The sequence below is a fragment of the Proteus sp. G2673 genome, assembly GCF_009915125.1.
Classification (GTDB): domain Bacteria; phylum Pseudomonadota; class Gammaproteobacteria; order Enterobacterales; family Enterobacteriaceae; genus Proteus; species Proteus penneri.
Genome location: NZ_JAABLT010000020.1, coordinates 194,293 through 214,865 on the forward strand (window position 1 = coordinate 194,293; position 20,573 = coordinate 214,865).

18 protein-coding genes are annotated in these 20,573 nt (G+C 37.0%); 11 read left to right on the top strand and 7 right to left on the bottom strand.

Annotated features, from left to right (window positions below; all coding sequences use genetic code 11):
• Positions 1-43: 43 nt before the first annotated feature.
• The 5 genes from GWI59_RS10955 to metG all read right to left on the bottom strand — a co-directional run bounded on the left by GWI59_RS10955 (position 44) and on the right by metG (position 6,373).
• Positions 44-1,741 (bottom strand): NAD-dependent malic enzyme, encoded by a 1,698-nt coding sequence (locus GWI59_RS10955; protein WP_109400724.1) that lies wholly within the window; start codon positions 1,739-1,741, stop codon positions 44-46.
• Between the two features lie 213 nt (positions 1,742-1,954).
• A complete protein-coding gene (gene cdd / locus GWI59_RS10960; RefSeq protein WP_115065193.1) occupies positions 1,955-2,839 on the bottom strand; it encodes a cytidine deaminase in 885 nt (294 codons plus the stop codon).
• A 200-nt stretch (positions 2,840-3,039) separates the two neighbouring features.
• A complete protein-coding gene (locus GWI59_RS10965) occupies positions 3,040-3,735 on the bottom strand; it encodes a CidB/LrgB family autolysis modulator (RefSeq protein ID WP_072063008.1) in 696 nt (231 codons plus the stop codon).
• Between the two features lie 2 nt (positions 3,736-3,737).
• Positions 3,738-4,211, bottom strand: coding sequence for a CidA/LrgA family protein (locus GWI59_RS10970; protein ID WP_072063009.1), 474 nt, complete (start codon positions 4,209-4,211; stop codon positions 3,738-3,740).
• Positions 4,212-4,345: 134 nt separating this feature from the next.
• Positions 4,346-6,373, bottom strand: a complete 2,028-nt coding sequence (gene metG, locus GWI59_RS10975; protein ID WP_161706954.1) for a methionine--tRNA ligase — start codon at positions 6,371-6,373, stop codon at positions 4,346-4,348.
• Positions 6,374-6,577: 204 nt separating this feature from the next.
• Between metG and apbC the strand changes: the two genes are divergently transcribed.
• From apbC to dcuC, 5 genes are all read left to right on the top strand, one after another.
• Entirely contained in the window at positions 6,578-7,690 is a 1,113-nt protein-coding gene (gene apbC, locus GWI59_RS10980; RefSeq protein ID WP_072062858.1) for an iron-sulfur cluster carrier protein ApbC, read from the top strand.
• A gap of 221 nt (positions 7,691-7,911) precedes the next feature.
• Entirely contained in the window at positions 7,912-8,553 is a 642-nt protein-coding gene (gene udk / locus GWI59_RS10985; protein WP_072062857.1) for a uridine kinase, read from the top strand.
• Between the two features lie 67 nt (positions 8,554-8,620).
• Positions 8,621-9,202 (top strand): dCTP deaminase, encoded by a 582-nt coding sequence (gene dcd / locus GWI59_RS10990; RefSeq protein ID WP_006537532.1) that lies wholly within the window; start codon positions 8,621-8,623, stop codon positions 9,200-9,202.
• A 46-nt stretch (positions 9,203-9,248) separates the two neighbouring features.
• On the top strand, positions 9,249-11,183 hold the full coding sequence (gene asmA / locus GWI59_RS10995) for an outer membrane assembly protein AsmA (RefSeq protein WP_161724636.1): 1,935 nt from the start codon (positions 9,249-9,251) through the stop codon (positions 11,181-11,183).
• A 275-nt stretch (positions 11,184-11,458) separates the two neighbouring features.
• Positions 11,459-12,820 (top strand): anaerobic C4-dicarboxylate transporter DcuC, encoded by a 1,362-nt coding sequence (gene dcuC / locus GWI59_RS11000; RefSeq protein WP_006537527.1) that lies wholly within the window; start codon positions 11,459-11,461, stop codon positions 12,818-12,820.
• A gap of 150 nt (positions 12,821-12,970) precedes the next feature.
• Here dcuC and GWI59_RS11005 read toward each other — a convergent pair whose 3' ends face one another.
• Positions 12,971-14,551 (bottom strand): TerC family protein, encoded by a 1,581-nt coding sequence (locus GWI59_RS11005; protein WP_006537526.1) that lies wholly within the window; start codon positions 14,549-14,551, stop codon positions 12,971-12,973.
• Positions 14,552-14,795: 244 nt separating this feature from the next.
• Between GWI59_RS11005 and gndA the strand changes: the two genes are divergently transcribed.
• The gene (gndA, locus tag GWI59_RS11010; RefSeq protein WP_006537525.1) at positions 14,796-16,202 is read left to right on the top strand and encodes an NADP-dependent phosphogluconate dehydrogenase; all 1,407 of its coding nucleotides are present in this window, start codon (positions 14,796-14,798) and stop codon (positions 16,200-16,202) included.
• A gap of 56 nt (positions 16,203-16,258) precedes the next feature.
• On the opposite strand, the gene GWI59_RS17555 is transcribed toward gndA, so the two are convergent.
• Complete coding sequence (locus tag GWI59_RS17555; RefSeq protein WP_265820443.1) at positions 16,259-16,381, bottom strand: pyocin activator PrtN family protein; 123 nt, start codon at positions 16,379-16,381, stop codon at positions 16,259-16,261.
• A gap of 957 nt (positions 16,382-17,338) precedes the next feature.
• On the opposite strand from GWI59_RS17555, the gene GWI59_RS11020 reads away from it, so the two are divergent.
• The 5 genes from GWI59_RS11020 to GWI59_RS11040 all read left to right on the top strand — a co-directional run bounded on the left by GWI59_RS11020 (position 17,339) and on the right by GWI59_RS11040 (position 20,567).
• The gene (locus GWI59_RS11020; protein ID WP_006537524.1) at positions 17,339-17,920 is read left to right on the top strand and encodes a fimbrial protein; all 582 of its coding nucleotides are present in this window, start codon (positions 17,339-17,341) and stop codon (positions 17,918-17,920) included.
• A 103-nt stretch (positions 17,921-18,023) separates the two neighbouring features.
• Positions 18,024-18,719, top strand: coding sequence for a fimbrial biogenesis chaperone (locus tag GWI59_RS11025; RefSeq protein ID WP_161671386.1), 696 nt, complete (start codon positions 18,024-18,026; stop codon positions 18,717-18,719).
• Positions 18,694-19,248, top strand: a complete 555-nt coding sequence (locus GWI59_RS11030; protein ID WP_161671387.1) for a fimbrial protein — start codon at positions 18,694-18,696, stop codon at positions 19,246-19,248. Before GWI59_RS11025 ends, GWI59_RS11030 begins: the two co-directional genes overlap by 26 nt.
• A gap of 2 nt (positions 19,249-19,250) precedes the next feature.
• Positions 19,251-19,814 carry a fimbrial protein gene (locus tag GWI59_RS11035; protein WP_161671388.1) on the top strand — a complete coding sequence of 188 codons (564 nt, stop codon included), beginning with the start codon at positions 19,251-19,253 and terminating at the stop codon, positions 19,812-19,814.
• A 21-nt stretch (positions 19,815-19,835) separates the two neighbouring features.
• Positions 19,836-20,567, top strand: coding sequence for a fimbrial biogenesis chaperone (locus GWI59_RS11040; protein WP_161671389.1), 732 nt, complete (start codon positions 19,836-19,838; stop codon positions 20,565-20,567).
• The last annotated feature ends 6 nt before the right edge of the window (positions 20,568-20,573 follow it).

Here is a 20,573-nt window from a genome sequence, read left to right on the forward strand (position 1 = left end):
TAATGACGCGCTTTTCAGAATGGTACTTAGTGTTTCAAGCTATTTAGAACGAGGTTCTTTTGTAAATACGGTACTCTGGTGACCAATAGTTACGTTCAATGGCTTCTTCTAATGCTGAATCAGACGTTACAGTCGCAACACCTTGTACTTGTGCTTCTTTGGCAACTTGTTTTGCGATATAACGCGAAACTTGCTGAATATCAGCCAGTAAAGGTAACAGAGAACCATCACCCTCTTTTGCCATTGGTGAGCAATCTGCTAATGCACGACTTGCAACCATTAACATGGCATCAGTCACACGTTTCGCACCACAGGCAATAACACCTAACCCAATGCCTGGGAAGATATAAGAGTTATTACATTGTGCAATTGGATACTCTTTATCTTTGTATTTAACGGGGGCAAATGGACTACCTGTTGCCACTAAAGCTTGTCCATCAGTCCAATTGATAATATCTTCAGGGCGCGCTTCTACTCGCGAAGTTGGGTTAGATAATGGCATCACGATAGGGCGTTCACAGTGTTTGTGCATTTCACGAATAATTTCTTCAGTGAATAAACCTGCTTGTCCTGAAACACCAATCAAAATAGTTGGTTTTGCATTCTTAACCACTTCTAACAGTGAAATCGCATCGCTTGTGGTTTCCCAATTAGCAATGGTTTCGCTTTTTTGGATAAGTTTGCTTTGGAAATCCAGTAAATTTGGCAGTTTGTCTGTTAATAAGCCGAAACGGTCAACCATAAAGATACGTTCACGTGCTTGCTCATCGCTTAAACCTTCGGATTTCATTTGGGCAATAATTTGCTCAGCAATACCACAACCCGCAGAACCGGCACCTAAGAAAGTGACTGTTTGGTCTTTTAATTGGCGACCTGCAGCACGACTTGCTGCAATTAGGCTACCTAAGGTAACAGATGCAGTGCCTTGAATATCATCGTTAAAGCAACATAGCTCATCACGGTAACGGTTTAATAAAGGCATCGCATTTTTTTGTGCGAAATCTTCAAATTGCAGTAAAACATTTGGCCAGCGACGTTTAACAGCTTGAATAAATTCATCAACGAACTCGTTATATTCATCACCTGTAATGCGAGGATGACGCCATCCCATATACAGAGGATCGTTTAAACGTTGTGGATTATTAGTACCAACATCAAGTACAACAGGCAGTGTGTACGCTGGGCTAATACCACCACACGCGGTATATAAAGAGAGTTTACCGATAGGTATACCCATACCGCCGATACCTTGGTCACCTAGACCAAGAATACGTTCGCCATCTGTTACAACAATGACTTTTACGTTTTGTTTAGTGGCGTTTTGTAGCATATCGTCGATATTGGCGCGGTTAGGGTAAGAGATAAATAAACCGCGAGCACGACGATAAATATCAGAGAAATGTTCACAAGCTTCACCTACTGTTGGTGTATAAATGATTGGCATCATTTCAGTTAGGTGAGATTCCAATAGACGATAAAACAGGGTTTCATTGGTATCTTGGATATTTCGCAGGTAAATATGTTTATCGTTATCGTTTTTGAAATCAAGATATTGGCGATAAGCGCGTTCAACCTGTTCTTCGATGGTTTCAACTGCTTCAGGCAGTAAACCATGTAAGTTAAAGGTGCTGCGTTCTTCTTCGCTGAAAGCACTACCTTTATTTAACAGGGGAAATTCTAGCAGGATTGGACCTGCATACGGGATGTAGAGAGGGCGTTTACTTTCGTGTTCCAGTTCCATGAAAAATACTCTTGTAAGGCAGTTAGTCACATGACAATTGTAGATCCTACAAAATAATAAAAATATGTACAGCTTATGTTATTTTTTTATGATTTTTATGCTTAGAAATGAGAGATAGATACAGTTGTTACAACTTTTTCTGGTAAGCATCAGCAAAATTTACATGCTGATGCTTTTTTAGGAGAGATTTTTAGAGGAATAAGTTAAAACTTTTTACAAAGTGATGCGTTGCATCTGGCGACAACCTAAAGCTGTTAATGTGGCTTGAGTTGCATCCCATTGCGTTAAAATTGTTTCTGCTTTTTCAATTAAGACGGCAGATTCAATTTCCATCACACTCTCACCTGCCATATTTAATAAAATCAATGCGGCTTGTAATGGCGGTAAGCTTGGATTAAATGCGGCATTTTCTGCGTAGCTACCTTGGAAAATTTTGCCATTTTTCATTTGAACAGCAATTCCACTGTGAGACTCACTATAAGGTGCATGACTACGATTGGTGGCTTGTAGCGCCTGTTGTGCTAATTCACTATGGTTATCAATTTCGTAACCGTGATTAACTTTATCCATTAATAAAGAGGTGATATTGAGATCCTTTGGACCAAAGCTATCAGGTAAATAATCTCCCAATGTCGCCACTTTTCTACCCGGTAATTGGATTTGAATATGGGTGCCACTGTTGAGTTCGTTCATAAACTGGCGACAATGACCACAAGGTGTATAGTTAACGGTGATTGAAATTAAGCGAGATTCACCACGTAGCCATGCGTGAGTTACCGCACTTTGTTCAGCATGAACAGTTTGTTGTAGTGGGGCGCCAGCAAATTCCATATTGGCACCGAAGTAGAGATTACCACTTTCCCCACGTGAAATAGCACCAACATTGAAATGAGATATCGGTGTCACTGCACAAGCGGCAGCGACGGGTAAAAGTGCGAGAGCTAAGGCATCATCATTACATTGTAACTGTGTTTTTATGGCATTGACCTGTTCTGCCGTGAACATTGCAGGGAATTCATCCTGCTCAAGATAAGGAGCAAGTGCTTGTTGCAACTGAGGGGATAAATCTGACCAAACTGCCTGAAAACGAGTATGCATACATGAGTCTCCCATTAATCTTTCTGTATTATAAGATTCTAGGCATCTTTACCTATTTTTATATGTGATGAAAATCATATTTTCAATGAAACAATTGCAACAAATTCATTAATTGAGAGATGTATCTCAAATTTATAGTAAAAATCCCCGAAATAAATTTAATTAAATCGGGGATTTAGGAATAGAGGGTAAGAAAGATATTAACTATAAAGATGTAAAATAATAGGGAAGATAAACGGAGCAAGTAAAGAGGTAATAATCCCGCATGTCATTAATGCCAATGAACTGTAAGCCCCCTCAATATAATCGACTTCTGCCGCTCTTGCTGTTCCCACTGCGTGCGAAACAGTGCCCATAGCCAAACCACGAGAGGCGTGAGTAGGAATACGCAGTAGCTTAAATAATGTATGACCAAAAATGGCACCTAAAATACCTACTGCAATAACACATGCAGCACTGATTGCAGGAATACCACCTATGGAGTCCGCGACAGCCATTGCTATTGGGGTTGTCACTGATTTAGGTAAGATTGATGCGGCAATTTCAGGTGTTGCACCTGCCCATAAAGCAATGGCTGTGCCACTGACCATCGCAGCAATACTACCAATAAAGCAAATACTGATTAATGATTTCCACTGTGCGCGAATTTGGTGTAATTGCTGATAAAGCGGTATAGCTAGAGCAACAACGGCGGGTTGTAGTAAGTCATTTAAAATTCGACTACCTGCGAAATAATTTTCGTAAGGTACCTTAGTTATTAACAAAATAGGTATAATTACCATAATAGCAATTAGCAGTGGATTTAAAATAGGCAAATTAAATCGGGCCGCCAGCTTACGAGCTAAGTAAAAAATAAAAATACTTAAAGGAAGTGACCACCAAATATTCATCAACATAGCTAACATTTTTTCTTCTCACTTAACGCTTTATCATCGTCTTTCTCTTTTGTTTCAACAATATCTTCAACTTGGTCTGGTTTCGAACCCACGATAACGCGCTCACGATGAACATAGTGTGAGCAATATGCAACGAGAGCCATAACACCAAAGGTACTCACGACGCAGGCTAAAACGATGGGGAAAAGTTGCTGACTTAATAAATCATAATAGTTCATTACACCAACTCCGATAGGGATAAAGAGTAATGACATATTTTTTAAGAGGATATTTGCACCGGGTTTAACCCAACGCACAGGGATAAGCTGAAAAGCAAGTAAACCAAAGAGGATCAGTAAGCCAACAATACTGCCTGGAACCGCGAAGGGTAGAAGGGCTGAAATAAGATTACCAGCAAAGAGACAAAGATAAAGTACCAAAAAAGATCGTAAATAGTGCCAAAGTGTAATCTGCAATCGTGCCCGTTTAGATTTCATAAGTAAGTGTCCCAAATCAACTAACAGAATTATCATACACCGATTTTGAAAGTGTGCTATGGATCACAATAAAAAAAAGGCGGGGCTCTAATAGAACCCCGCCTTTTATTCGTTTGGCAAATGAATTTTGGTTGTTATTTCACTTGCTGACCCGGTTTTGCACCAGAATCTGGGCTAAGTAAGAAGATATCTTTATCGCCAGGACCTGCTGCCATTACCATGCCTTCTGAAATACCAAAACGCATTTTACGAGGTGCTAAGTTTGCCACCATTACCGTTAAGCGACCTTCTAACACTTTAGGATCTGGGTATGCTGTACGAATACCGGAAAATACTTGGCGAGTTTCTCCACCTAAGTCCAAAATTAATTTCAGCAGTTTGTCTGAACCTTCAACAAAATCGGCTTGTTTAATTTCAGCGATACGCATATCGATTTTCGCAAAATCATCAAATTTGATGGTTTCTTGAATTGGAGCATCTGCTAATGGGCCTGTTACTTCTTTTACAGGCACAATAGTGCTTTTTGATGCTTCAACCATTGCATTGGCTTTATCCATTTCAATGCGGTTAAACAACGCTTTGAATTTAGTGATCTCTTGACCTAATAGCGGTTGTTCAAGTGCATCCCATGTTAATTGAGCTTGCAAAAATGCTTCTGAACGTTCTGTTAGTGACGGTAAAACGGGTTTCAGGTATGTCATCAACACACGGAATAGGTTAATTCCCATGGTACAGATTGCTTGTAACTGAGCGTCTTGACCTTCTTGTTTTGCCACTACCCAAGGTGCTTTTTCGTCAATATAACGGTTCGCTTCATCAGCTAATGCCATAATTTCACGAACAGCTTTACCAAATTCACGATTTTCAAATGACTGTGCGATAGTTTCTTTCATATCAACAAAGTGTTGATAAAGTTTAGCATCATCTAAAGAATCAGCTAATTTGCCATCAAAACGCTTGCTGATAAAACCAGCGGTACGTGATGCAAGGTTAACGACTTTATTTACGATGTCGCTATTAACACGTTGAACAAAGTCTTCTAAGTTTAGGTCAATATCGTCAATGCGTGATGAAAGTTTTGCAGCATAGTAATAACGTAGACAATCAGCATCAAAATGATCAAGATAAGCACGCGCTGTAATAAAGGTGCCACGAGATTTTGACATTTTGGCGCCATTTACAGTGACATAGCCGTGAACAAACAGGTTTGTCGGCTTGCGATATTCACTGCCTTCTAACATTGCTGGCCAGAATAAGCTGTGGAAATAGACGATATCTTTACCAATAAAGTGGTAAAGGTCAGCTTTGCTGTCTTTATTCCAAAACTCGTCAAAACTCAAATCGCCACGTTTTTCACATAAGTTTAAGAATGAACTCATGTAGCCGATCGGTGCATCTAACCATACATAGAAATACTTACCCGGTGCATCTGGAATTTCGAAACCGAAATAAGGTGCATCACGAGTGATATCCCACTGTTGTAAACCGCTGTCAAACCACTCTTGCATTTTATTTGCCACTTGCTCTTGTAGCGCGCCAGAGCGGATCCACTCTTGTAACATGTTGCTAAATGCAGGTAAGTCGAAGAAATAGTGTTCAGTTTCACGCATAACAGGCGTTGAACCTGATACAACAGAACGTGGATTAATTAATTCTGTTGGACTGTAGGTTGAGCCGCAAACTTCACAGTTATCACCATATTGGTCTTGCGCTTTACATTTAGGGCAAGTGCCTTTTACAAAGCGGTCAGGCAAAAACATGCCTTTTTCTTCATCATAAAGCTGAGAAATAGTTTTACTTTTGATGTGACCATTTTTTTTCAGTGCAAGATAAATTTTAGTTGATAATTGGCGACTCTCTTCACTGTGTGTAGAGTGATAATTGTCGTAACTGATATTGAAACCAGCAAAATCCTGCTGATGCTCTTTGCTCATTTCTTCAATCATGGCTTCTGGCGTGATACCCAGTTGTTGGGCTTTCAGCATAATAGGTGTGCCGTGAGCATCGTCAGCGCAGATGAAATGAACTTCTTTGCCGCGCATTCGTTGATAACGGACCCAGATATCTGCCTGAATATGTTCAAGGATATGACCGAGATGAATTGAACCGTTAGCATAAGGTAACGCGCAGGTTACCAATAATTTATTCGCGACGTGAGACATAGTAAGGATCTTACTTCCATAAAATTAATAAAAGGGACTTTGATGGTAACCGATCCGTCATGATGTCGCTAGGGCAATAATGGAGTTTTTGCAAGAGAAATTTCAGTTGGCAAATTGAGGTAAGGCATTATCGTAGTCATCTACTATCTGATATGATAGATACACTCATATATTTAATAAATAATGAAAACGAGAGGAGCCGGGATGAGTGATAAATCCCCCGAGCAGACCACCCCTGAGATTCTGAACGAAAAAGTTTCAGGTGTCTTGTCTACTTTTGAACACCCAACATTGAAACGTAATCTGCTTTCTCTAAAAGCATTACATCAATGTGCGATGATTGACGATGTTCTTCATATCGAGTTAGTGATGCCGTTTGTTTGGAAAAAACCTTTCCAAACCCTAATTGAAGAAAAGACAGCCGAACTTCGCAACATCACTGGTGCAAAAGCCATTGAATGGAAACTCAAGCATAATATTTCCACCTTACGTCGTGCAAATGATCTGCCTGGCGTTAATGGTGTGCGTAATATTCTTGCAGTGAGCTCAGGTAAAGGTGGCGTTGGTAAATCAAGTACAGCAGTTAACCTTGCATTAGCTCTTGCACAAGAAGGCGCTAAAGTCGGTATTCTTGATGCTGATATTTATGGACCGTCTATTCCTAATATGTTAGGAACCACGATGGAGCGTCCAACGTCTCCTGATGGACAACATATGGCGCCAATTATGGCGTATGGATTAGCGTCTAACTCTATCGGTTATTTAGTGACTGATGATAATGCGATGGTATGGCGTGGTCCTATGGCGAGCAAAGCGTTAATGCAAATGCTCCAGGATACGTTGTGGCCTGACTTGGATTATCTGGTTATCGATATGCCACCAGGAACAGGCGATATCCAATTAACCTTATCTCAAAATATCCCTGTAACTGCTGCGGTTGTGGTAACAACACCACAAGATATCGCGCTGGTGGATGCAATGAAAGGGATTGTCATGTTTAAGAAAGTCAATGTACCTGTATTAGGTATTATTGAAAACATGAGTGCACATATTTGTAGTAACTGTGGTCACCTTGAACCTATCTTTGGTACGGGTGGTGCCGCTAAATTGGCAGAGAAGTATCATTGTCAATTATTAGGTCAAGTTCCTCTTCATATCTCTTTACGTGAAGACCTAGACCGCGGGCAACCAACAGTGATGCGTGATCCTGAAGGTGAGTTTGCGGATATTTATCGCGAAATCGCGTCTACCGTATCTTCTCAAATGTATTGGGATGGTGATGCAATTCCAACGGAAATTTCTTTCCGCGCAGTGTAATCACAGTAGAATAATGTCTGAAATTATTTGCTGATTAAAATGGAGAGTCATTTGGCTTTCCATTTTTTACAGGTGATTTCCGGCTGTTTTTGATAAAAAACAAATAGATTTCTGGTTTTACGCTGGAACCAGAGTGATTTCAAAACTATAATCTGCGCTAGCGTAATATTTACATATTATTACGTTATCCCTCTTTTTATTTCAAACCAGGTTTTTTGATTATGGCTGACACAGCACATCAGTGCACAATTGTAGGTATCGCTGGAGCCTCTGCTTCGGGTAAAAGTCTTATTGCAAGCACACTTTACCGTGAGTTAAGAGCGCAAGTAGGTGATCATAATATCGGGGTGATACCAGAAGATTGTTATTATCGTGACCAAAGTGATTTAACAATGGAAGAACGATATAAGGTCAATTATGACCACCCAAATTCGATGGATCATGCACTTTTATACCAACATTTGTGCGCATTAAAAGCAGGAAATGCCATCGAACTCCCTCAGTATGACTACGTTGCTCATACACGCAAAACAGAATCCATTTCTTTTCAACCTAAAAAAGTGATTATCATTGAAGGCATCTTGTTATTAACAGACAAACGCCTGCGTGAAGAGATGGATTTCTCTATCTTTGTTGATACCCCATTAGATATTTGCTTAATGCGCAGGATTAAACGAGATGTGAATGAACGTGGACGTAGCTTAGACTCAGTCATTGAACAATATAATAAAACCGTTCGTCCTATGTTCTTCCAGTTTATTGAACCTTCTAAACAATATGCCGATATTATTGTACCTAGAGGGGGGAAAAACCGCGTTGCGATTGATATTCTGAAAGCAAAAATTGGGCAATTCTGCGAATAATAGATTCATTTTTAGGCAGCTTTCATGCATGATGAAACTGCCTGTTTAACTTGAAGAAGGAAATAAAATGCGATTATGCGACCGTGATATTATTCAGTGGCTGGATGAAGGTAAGTTAGTCATTGAACCCCGCCCGCCTGTCGAGCGAATTAACGGCGCAACAGCAGATGTTTGCTTGGGAAATCAATTTCGTGTTTTCCAAGGTCATACTGCAGCTTATATTGATTTGAGTGGCCCTAAGGCTGAAGTGAATGCTGCGCTAGAGCGTGTAATGAGTGATGAAATAGTTTTGCCTGAAGGTGAAGCATTCTTTCTACATCCTGGTGAATTGGCGTTAGCAGTGACACTTGAGTCAGTCACTTTGCCTGATAATGTTGTTGGATGGTTAGATGGACGCTCATCATTAGCACGCTTAGGCTTGATGGTGCACGTTACTGCACATCGTATTGATCCTGGTTGGCATGGGCAAATCGTATTAGAATTCTTTAATTCAGGTAAACTGCCTCTTGCATTAAGACCGGGTATGGTGATTGGTGCATTAAGTTTTGAACCTATGTCGGGTTCTGCTGATCGACCTTATAATCGTCGTCAAGATGCAAAATATAAAAATCAACAAGGTGCAGTTGGTAGTCGGATTAGTGAAGATTAACTATCTTTATAATCATCATTATCATGTTCACTAAACGGGTAATTATATGAAAAGGTTTTTGACAACACTGGCTATTTTGCTTGTGGTTATTTTGGCAGGCTTGACAGCGTTAGTTTTACTCATTAACCCGAATGATTTCCGTGGGTACCTTATTGAAAGGGTTGAGAAACAAAGCGGTTACAAACTCACATTACAAGATGATATGCGTTGGCATGTGTGGCCAAAATTAAGCATTATCAGTGGTAAAATGTCATTGACAGCACCTGGCGCTGAAATGCCTTTGGTCACAGCAGATAATATGCGTCTTGATGTTGAGTTATTGCCGCTACTTTCTCATCAACTTGAAGTAAAAGAAGTTATGCTTAAAGGTGCCGTGGTTCGCCAAACACCTGAAAGTAAGGCAATTCCTAAAATATTACCACCGTCTACTCCTCGAGATATTTCTCGTCAAGTGATTGAACCTAAAACCAATAATTGGCAGTTGAATATCGCCAAAGTGAATATTTCAGATAGCTTAATTATTTGGCAAATGAAAGATGGCGAGCAGCTTAATTTACGTGATATTAACCTATCGTTGAAAACAGACGAGAAAAAACAAGTTAGTCTTGAAATGAGCACGAAAGTGAATCGTGACCGTCGTGAGATCACGCTAAATATTGCCGCTGATGCGGATATGAAAAGCTATCCTTACCAAGTTTCAGGTAATATCACACAGTTAGATTACGCTTTATCAGGAGTTGGGATCCCTGAAAATGGGATTGCAGGAAGTTTAACTTCAGATTTTCATATCCAAAATGAAGGTGTGAGAAAAATCTCACTTAATAACCTAAATCTCACTGCTAATGACAGTCAATTACAAGGTAGTGTCAGTGCGGAGTTTGCAAATAAAACACGTTATCAGGTTGATTTAAAAGGTGAACAATTAAATTTAAATACCTTGTTACCAGCGTTAGTTGCGGCTAAAACAACTGAAACTGCATCATTGTCCCCTAAAGATAATAAGACACCATCATCATTTTCATTATTTAACACTGCGCACGCGGCTCCAGCACCAAATGCTACGATTATGGCCAAGCCAGTTATTACTTCAGTAACTATTGAAAATAAAGAATATGATTTAACGCATTGGGGTGATCTTGAATTTACGCTGAAATTAGCACTGAATAAGCTTCTTTATAAAGATTTAGAGATTAATGATTTTAAACTTGATGCGCTAAATAATCCTAACTCGCTGAATGTTCAAACTTTAACAGGAAAAATTCTTCAGGGTGATTTTTCACTTCCTACCGTGATTTCTACAAGTATTGTGCCGGCACATATTAGTATGGATATCACAATGAATAATATTCCGTTACAACCTCTACTGCGTGCGTTTAATCAGCCTGAAAATTTCAGTGGATTAATTTCAGCAAAAGGAAATTTAGAAGGAACGGGATATAACCGAAAAGCTTTTTATAATTATTGGCAAGGTACGCTTAATACATCTGTTACTCAATTTAAAATGCAAGGATTAAATGTACCACAGGTTATTCAGCAATCTGTCGCTCAAGCGACGGATAAAGTGATTTACCCTGAGGATGTCGAAAGTTATACCCAAGCAGATAATGTGATTGCCCAATTTAAATTAGCGCCCAAAGGGAAAGTAACCATTAATTCACTTGATGCGCAAGCAGAGGCTTATCAAATTAAAGGGCAGGGTAAAGTTAACCTTCAACGTCATGATCTTGATGTGATGTTACTGGTTAATATTAAAAAAGGTTGGGGTAAAGAAAACGATTTTATTCGTCAATTGGCTAAAATTGAAATTCCATTAAGGCTCTATGGTGATTGGAATGCTATTCAATATGAACTTAATATTGAAAAATTATTGCGCGACCAATTACAGCAAAAAGCCAAGCAAGCTATCGATAATTGGCTAAATAAACAAGATGCGGAAAGTCCTGAAGTAAAAGCACTTAATCAACTATTGAAGAAAATATAATTTCACAATTTTTAACTTCATCACACTCTTAATAAAAGCACACTATTTTGATAATTGTGTGCTTTTTGCTTTATATCTATCACTTAATTTATATTTTGAATGAAAAGTAAGCATTCGTGCTATGTATATACAAAAAAATAGTCGTTTTTTTTGATATATGTCATACACTGGAACGTTGCCTTTGGGCAGAGTGTGTCAATCACACTAAACGCAAAAATGATGATAAAAATAAAAAACTTCATTTTATAAATGACTATGTTAGACAGGATAAATAAATGATCGAAATTCTTATCGGCGCCTTCGTTGCTGTTGGTGTTGGACGTTATATTGTAAAAGGCTATTCACCAACAGGTGTTTTAATGACGGGTGGTCTGTTATTACTGATCATCAGCGTTATTATGGGAAGAACCGTTTTACCAGCAAGCGCAACTGCGACAGGTTATGGTTTAATCGATATTGTTGAGTATGTGAAAAATCTACTAATGAGCCGTGGTGGCGATTTAGGTATGATGATCATGATACTTTGTGGTTTTGCTTCTTATATGACTCACATCGGCGCTAATGATGTTGTTGTTAAATTAGCATCACGCCCGCTGAAAATGATCAACTCACCTTATCTGCTAATGGTTGCGGCTTACATTGTTGCATGTTTGATGTCACTGGCTGTTTCATCAGCGACAGGTTTAGGTGTGTTATTAATGGCAACATTGTTCCCTGTTATGGTGAATATGGGAATTAGCCGCGGAGCGGCTGCTGCAATCTGTGCGTCTCCAGCTTCTATTATTTTAGCACCAACATCAGGTGATGTTATTTTAGCTGCAGAAGCGTCTAAAATGCCGCTAATTGATTTCGCATTTAAAACCACATTACCTATCTCTATTGCTGCAATCATTGGTATGTGTATTGCGCACTTCTTCTGGCAACGTTACCTTGACCGCAAAGAGCACATTGAAACTGAAATGTTAGACGTGAATGAAATCAAAACTCACGCACCAAGTTTCTATGCGATTTTACCTTTCACGCCAATTATCGGCGTTCTCGTCTTTGATGGTAAATGGTTGCCAGAATTACATATCGTCGCCATTATTATTATCTGTATGATTTTAGCGGCTGTTATCGAATTTATTCGTAGCTTTAGCGCAAAACAAGTTTTTGAAGGTTTAGAAGTTGCTTATCGCGGCATGGCCGATGCCTTTGCTCAAGTTGTTATGTTATTAGTGGCGGCCGGGGTATTTGCTCAAGGTTTAACAACAGTTGGCTTTATCAATGCGTTAATTGAAGGTGCTCAATCATTAGGTTCGGGGGCGATTGTGATGATGATTGCACTGGTCTTAATTACCATGTTAGCAGCAATGACAACAGGCTCTGGTAATGCGCCATTCTATGCATTTGTTGAATTAATTCCTCGTTTAGCAAGCAATATGGGTGTTAATCCTGCTTACTTAACTATTCCTATGTTACAAGCTTCAAACTTAGGACGTACATTATCACCGGTCTCTGGTGTAGTGGTTGCAGTATCAGGTATGGCAAAAATTTCACCGTTTGAAGTGATGAAACGTGTTTCTGTACCTGTATTAGTCGGCCTAGTTATCGTGATTGTTGCGACTGAAATTCTTGTACCAAGTACATTAGGTTAATTATTAACTCATTAAATTAATCTAAAATTATTGTTTTAAATTTTATTGGTGGGCTTTGTTATTAATTGGCAAAGTCCATTTTTTTATCTTTATAAGATACAGATAAAAAATATCCGCCTTTAAAGCGGATATTTTGCTATTTGACGGGGATTATGCTTCGTCAACGTTCTCTTCGTTTTCTGGTGTGGGTTCAACAATTCGGACTTTATTAATTCGATGGTGGTTCACTTCTAACGGCTCAAATTCAATGCCATCAATAAGGATCTTCTCACCAACAGTTGGAACACGTTGTAAATGCTCCATTAATAAACCTGCTAAGGTTTCATACTCACGTTTTTCATCCAATTTGATTGGAATATAAAGTACTAAGTCTTCAAGTGGTGTAAAACCATTAACAGTCCATGAACCGTCTTCATTTTGAACCAAGTCGTGGCGTGAATCGTTTTCTTCAGAACTGACCGGTAAGTTACCCGCAATAGTTTCCATAACGTCAGTTAATGTGACAATACCTTCCACTGAGCCAAATTCATCTACAACAAAAGCGAAGTGAGTGTGAGCACTACGGAACTGTTCTAACGCTTGCAGCAAGGATAAACCTTCAGGGAAAATCAAAGGTTGAGTGACTAATAAACGTAAGTTTAGAGGCTCATTACGTAACTGTTGATTCAGTAGTTGAATAACATTAACCACGCCGATAGGTTCATCACTATGTTGTTCATCAGTGATCACCAGACGAGAGTGGGGATCCTTCTCTAATAATTGGCGGATATCATCTTGTGTTGCATTTAAGTCTACGTATTCAACATCATGACGAGACGTCATAATGCTGTTGACGTTACGTTGGCTTAAACCAAGCACACGCACAATCATTTGGCGTTCTTGAGGATCAAACACTTCTTCTGAGCTGGAGACTAAATCAGATGTGTGAGGATCTAATTCAGAAGATTCGGGCTTACCATTAATAATACGTAGAACCGCTTCTGCTGTACGTTCACGTAAAGAGCGAGAAGCAGATAAGAAACGGCGGCGGTTAAATTGTGCAAGCTGATTAAAGACTTCTATCATGATAGAGAAGCCGATCGCTGCATATAGATAACCTTTTGGAATGGCGTAGCCAAAGCCTTCGGCAACTAATGCAAAACCAATCATCAGCAAGAAGCTTAAACACAAGATAACAATGGTTGGGTGATTATTGACGAAACTTGTTAGAGGCTTACTTGCAAGGATCATCAAGAACATTGCAATAGTAACAGCCGCAATCATTACGCCTAAATGATCAACCATACCCACAGCGGTTATCACTGAGTCAAGCGAAAATACCGCATCCAGCACGATAATTTGTGCAACGACAGACCAAAAGCGGGTCGTTTTGCGTTGTTTTCCTTCGTCGTGATCTTTACCTTCTAACCGTTCATTAAGCTCCATCGTGGCTTTGAACAGCAAGAATAACCCTCCGAGCAGCATAATTAAGTCTCTTGCACTGAAAGGATGATCAAACAGTGTAATAAGAGGTTTTGTCAGAGTGATAAGCCAAGAAAGGCTAAATAACAACACGACACGCATTACTAAGGCACATAATAGCCCTGTTATACGAGCTCTATCTCTTAGTTTTGCTGGGAGTTTATCTGCCAGAATAGCAATGAAAACAAGGTTATCAATACCAAGTACGATTTCGAGAACAATTAGGGTGGACAGTCCTACCCAGATTGTCGGATCCAAGATCCATTCCATACAGTTTGTTTTACCTTCTATAAAGACGGCATATGCCGACTTGAGAATAATGAGCAATTTGAAGGAATTTTTCAATAAATTATTATTAGTAGTAGGGGAATAATTTCATTTTGTCTAAAAGATTGTGATACCAATTACATCAATAACTACCACCAAGTGAGAGAGTGAGTTACTATGTGATCAGGTTAACAAATTGTCAGTACATTGATACTGGCAGGTTTATTTTCAGACGGGAGTTATTTTCATGTCAAAACAGCAAATCGGCGTGGTTGGTATGGCAGTTATGGGACGTAACCTTGCGCTAAATATTGAAAGCCGTGGTTATTCTGTATCCATTTACAACCGCTCAAGCGATAAAACCAACGACGTTATCGCTGAAAATCCAGGTAAAAAACTGGTTCCGAATTATTCTATTGAAGAGTTTGTTGATTCGTTAGAAAAACCGCGCCGTATTTTATTAATGGTAAAAGCGGGTGAAGCAACGGATAAAACAATTGCTGCATTGACACCGCATTTAGATAAAGGTGATATCCTTATCGATGGCGGAAATACTTTCTTTAAAGATACTATTCGTCGTAACAGAGAGTTATCAGCGCAAGGCTTCAATTTCATCGGCACAGGTGTTTCTGGTGGTGAAGAAGGCGCATTAAAAGGTCCTTCAATCATGCCAGGTGGACAAAAAGAAGCTTACGAATTAGTTGCTCCAATCCTTGAAAAGATTGCGGCTGTTGCTGAAGGTGAACCTTGTGTCACTTATATCGGTGCTGATGGTGCAGGTCACTATGTAAAAATGGTTCACAACGGTATCGAATACGGTGATATGCAGCTGATAGCAGAAGCCTATTCTGTATTAAAACACTCTTTAGGTCTGACTAACGAAGAATTAGCAGAAACTTTTACCGAGTGGAATAAAGGTGAATTAAGTAGCTATCTGATTGAAATAACAGCTGATATTTTCCGTAAAAAAGATGATGAAGGTAAATACCTTGTAGATGTTATTCTTGATGAAGCGGCAAATAAAGGTACCGGTAAATGGACTAGCCAAAGCTCTTTAGACTTAGGTGTACCAGTGACTCTTATCACTGAGTCTGTGTTTGCTCGCTATATATCTTCACTAAAAGATCAACGCGTTGCGGCATCTAAAGTACTATCAGGCCCAACACCTAAAGCATTCTCAGGTGATAAAAAAGCCTTTATCGAGAATGTTCGTCGTGCACTGTATTTAGGTAAAATTGTCTCTTATGCTCAAGGTTTCCAACAACTAAAAGCCGCATCAGATGAATATAACTGGGATTTAAATTACGGTGAAATCGCCAAGATTTTCCGTGCGGGTTGTATTATTCGCGCTCAATTCCTGCAAAAGATTACAGATGCTTATAACGAAAATGCAAGCATTGCAAATCTGCTATTAGCGCCATACTTCAAACAAATCGCAGACGATTATCAACAAGCTCTGCGTGATGTTGTTTGTTATGGGGTACAAGCAGGTATTCCTACCCCAACATTCTCGGCGGCTATTTCTTACTATGATAGCTATCGTGCAGAAGTGTTACCAGCAAACTTAATTCAAGCTCAGCGTGACTACTTTGGTGCGCATACTTATAAACGTACTGATAAAGATGGTGTATTCCACACTGAGTGGATGGAATAAAACATTAAAACAATTAGTTTATAGTATCTAGGGGTGCTGATAATACAGCACCTTTTTTATTTTGAGCGATTAAATTCAATTATAGCCTCGTCTCTTTGCTGGTCTATATAAAATGCTAAATCATTTAGATGGATCATCCTAGGTGATTTTTGACTGTTATTTAACCGATATGCCGGTATTAGTCATTCACCTGCATTAGCCTTTCTTTCTGCACGGATTAACTTCTTCACCAAACACGTGAATATTTGGGTTACCGTAAATTTATAGAAGCATAGCAAGAAGTAACACGATATATCATCATTATTTTAGATAGTGTTATGGAAAAACAAAGTTATATTTATTTCTAGTTGGTGTTTCATTATCTATAAATAAATTATTATCAATGATATTTTTGCAATACTGGTAGCTCTGGGAAAACTGGATTTTGAATCTTTTAATTTTTTCATCACAAAATAAAAAGAGATATAATCGGGAGTATATTATAAAATTTAATAAATTAAAGGTGTTAATATTCAGTATAATATATTGAATACTACAAGGCCTAGAAATGCACTGTATTTTGTTTTTTTGTGGATAGAGAACTAATTTCATTTAGCGTACATTCTCCAAAATTATTGCTTAATTTTGCTGGTTAACTAGATCGTCTCCTTCAAGTCAATATATCGAATTATGATTGTCATTTTTATCTATTTTTTATATTTATGAAGATCAGGATGTTTAAGGTACTAGTCTAAAAAAGCAATAAACAATTTTTAACGCCTTCTTACTTAAAATAAATATATGCTAAAGTTAATTATTAATATTTATTTCTATATATAAATAAATATCATTTAATGATAATCAAATTAATATCTAATCCTATATATAAATAAAAAATCATTTAATGATAATCAAATTAGTATTGCTTATTAGGATTATTCTTAATAATTAATTATTAAGAATAATATAAATAATTGATTATTTAATGAATATATCAAAGCATTCTTTTTTTGAGTAATTGAAGTTTTATTAATATTTATTATAGTAATTAAATATTGATCGGTTAATAAAAAACTTATCAATGCGTTTTATATAATGATGATTAACTAGTATTTATTTATTACTAGCATTACTTCTTAAAATTAAGGTATATAAATATGAATGCATTAAAATCTAAATTAAGCTTAATTACTATGGCTCTAGTTTTGACTGGCGTATCTAGTCAATCAATGGCGGCTGAAAATGCGAAAGTAGACTTTACTGCGCGTTTAGTGACTGCAACTTGTGACATTAGTGCAAATACAGCGAAAGTAGATTTAGGTACTCATGCTATTGGCTCACTTACTACTGGTGATATTTCTACTCCTATCGCAGAAAAAGGATTTAACTTAGTGCTAAATAACTGCACTAAAGTATTCCCAGGAAGCGCTGGTGAAGAAGGTCAAGCTGTAGAAACTCCAGTAACAATAATTGCTACAGGTAACACTCTGGCTGGTCACAATGATTTATTCTCAAGTTCTACAGCTACACAGGTTGGTGTTAAATTAACATCAAACTATGAAGGTATGCTTAATACTGAATTAACACCAAACGAATCAGTGGCCGTACTGAATGCAAAAGAAGGTGAAACTGAGTTCGTTGTACCTGTAACTGCTGGGTTAATGACCACAGTAAAAGGTGACACACTGAAAGCACAAGATATCAATGTACCTGTTACATTTAGTGTTGCATACGACTAATAAGAAAAACTTTGCTCTTTAGAGTAGGCATTAACTATATAAAATAATTAGGGGATAAACTAACTCATTAGTTATTCCCTATATTAAAAATTAAGGTATGACTATGTTCAAGTTTTCATCCATCTTCTTTAGCTTATTTTTAACTCTCTTTTTTGTTCAGCCTGTATTGGCTCAGGAAGGCGGGGTTGGTTTAAGTCAAACAAGGATTGTTATGGAAGAGGGTAAAAGCACAGCTATAAATATCCAAAATAGAAGTAGTAAACCATATCTAGTTGCAAATTATATTACTAAGAAGTATGACGAAAATAGACCAATGGAAGGTTTGTTTTTAATTACGCCTAATTTATTTAAAGCACAACCAAATAGTTATAATGCAGTAAAGATTCAGGTTATTTCTAATAATAATTTTCAGAAAGACAGAGAGTCTCTCTATTACTTTCATTCGCGCAATATTCCTGAATCAAAAAATAATGAAGATGGTATGAATATTGGTTTAGAAAATGTAATTAAACTTTTTTATCGTCCAAAAGGTTTATCAATGTCACCAAGTATGGCTTTTTCAAAACCAAAGTTTACATTTAATGGTTCTCAGTTAGTCGTTGAGAATAATACACCATACCATATTAATCTCGCATCACTAACTATAAATAAAGTAGCTATAAAACTTAATAAAGAGAATAACATTCTTTATCCTTTTTCAACGTCGACATTTTCAACAATTAAGCAAAAAGGTATGGTGAAATGGAGTGTATTTAATGATTTGGGAGGCCTGGATGAGTTTTCTCAGAAAATTAATTAGAACTTGTACAATTTTAATAGCTATCTTTTATTTTAATTTTACGATTGCTAACGGAACAATAAATTTTAAAACAACTGTTATAGCCGGAACTTGTGAGTTTGATAGTTCTAATGATTTAAATAAGTCAATTGACTTTAACAAATATTATATTGTCAGTGATGTTGAAAAAAAATCCATTATGGAATCTATTGATTCTAAAAGTTTTTCATATCTAATAAGATGTAAAGACTTTCCCGAAGGTAGTGAAAAAAATATAACGTTAACAGCTAAACCTGCTTCTGGTACAAATTTTGATAATGGTGTTTTTTTTGGCTCCAATGATAAAACTAATACTGGATTTAAATTAACTGTATGTGATGGTGAAAATGTAAACTGTCAGAAAGTAGATGTAGAAAATAAAACAATATTTACAACTAATTCTGATAGTTTAATTGGGATAAATTATAAAGTCAGTTTTGTGAAAAGAGCTGAAAATGTTACATCAGGTATATCTAATGCTGCTGTAATATTAGAATATATTCAGGAGTGAATATGAAATTAATTAAATTTAAAAAGAAAGTAATTAGTTTATTTCTCACTCTATTTCTATTCCCTTTAATAGCATCATCACAAGATTCTATTAAATATAATTTCTCTGTGCAATTTTTTAAAAATACATGTGATGTTGAAACACCTGAGAATATTATTTTATCAAAAACACCTGATACAGGGATTGTGTCTTCAATAGATATCAAAAATGATTCAATTAATATTCCTTTTTCTATAGGTTTACAAAAATGCACATCAAAAGATTTAAGTAATGTTAGCATATATATTTCTCAAGGAAACACATTAGCAGATACAACTAATTTTTTTAATAATAAAGCAGATGGTAATATTGGGGTTCAGATAAGGGACGTTGCTAATAATAGAGTATTCTCAGTCAATACTTCTAATTCTGCGGCACCTGATCCTAATTCTATTGTGTGGGATAATATAAAATCAGAAGCTGAGAAAAAACAATTAACAGCATCTCTTCGCTGTAAAACTGAAAATTGTGAGCCAGATATTGGTTCATTTACAGCTTCTGTGACATTAAGTTACTATGTTAACTAAAAGATAAATAAAGTAGGAGATATGAAAAAAATATTATTAGTAAAGTGTATAATCTATTTATTTATTTCTAGTTTTTCTTTATACACTATTGCGGGCGTTTCTTTAAAACAGACCCGTGTTATTTTTAAAGCAACAGATAAAAGTAAAAGTGTTGTTATTTATAATAATTCTCCTAATCTTTACTTAGCACAAAGTCAAATAAACTTGACACTGAATAATCAAAAAGTTGATGATAGTTTTATTATTATTCCGCCACTTGTTAGAGTCGAGCCTAATCTATCAAGTACAGTGAAAATTTTACCTCAGTCATTATCACATTTACCTAAGGATAAAGAGTCTGTTTTTTTTATAGCAATACAGTTAATACCAGAAAGTAAAAAAATAAATAGTCAAGACAAGAGCGAAATAAATACAGAAATCACTGTTGTTACAAGATTTGTAATAAAGTTATTTTATCGCCCTGAGTTATTGCTTGAAAAGAGTAGTAGTGATTTTGCTGATAAACTATCCTTTTCAGTAGTTAATAACAAACTGGTGATAAAAAATCCTAGTCCATATTTTATGTCACTATCTCAATTAAAATTAAATGGGGTTTTATATTCATCACCTATCCCAGTAATGGTTCCGCCACTATCGGAAATAGCTTTAGATAATAATGAAAAAGTAAAAGATGTTAGTTGGCAAGTTATTGATGATTTTGGTGGATATTCATCTGTTTATTCACAATCCTTAATTGAAAAAAACAATAGATAACATTAT